The 298-nt window shown below is 62.4% G+C and carries 1 protein-coding gene; it reads left to right on the forward strand.

The window, feature by feature from the left end; genetic code table 11:
- Positions 1 to 184: 184 nt before the first annotated feature.
- Positions 185 to 298 (forward strand): hypothetical protein (locus NE591_RS14615; RefSeq protein ID WP_256157029.1); only part of this gene is annotated, 114 nt, incomplete at its 3' end.

Consider the following 298-nt stretch of genomic DNA (forward strand, 5'->3'; position numbering starts at 1 on the left):
CATCGCGCTGTCTCTGGTGTCCCAGCAGCTGCAGGAGAAGGTGGGCGAAGGCGCTGCCGAGCCCACGGACGAGGAAGTGCTCGAGAGCGCGATGTTGTCGCGATACTCGTCCTCGGTCATGCCCACGGCCTCGAGGGCCTCGGCCCAGGCACTATCAGAATCATAGTGGCCACGCATGGTTTCCATGGTGCTCCAGCAGCAGGCTCATAACGAGGGCGTGGGGCTCGTGGTACTGTTCGAGGGCTGGAACGGCGCCGGCAAGGGCAGTCGTATCTCCGATCTCATGTATCACTTAGAC

Source organism: Adlercreutzia sp. DFI.6.23 (assembly GCF_024462535.1).
Taxonomy (GTDB): domain Bacteria; phylum Actinomycetota; class Coriobacteriia; order Coriobacteriales; family Eggerthellaceae; genus Adlercreutzia; species Adlercreutzia rubneri.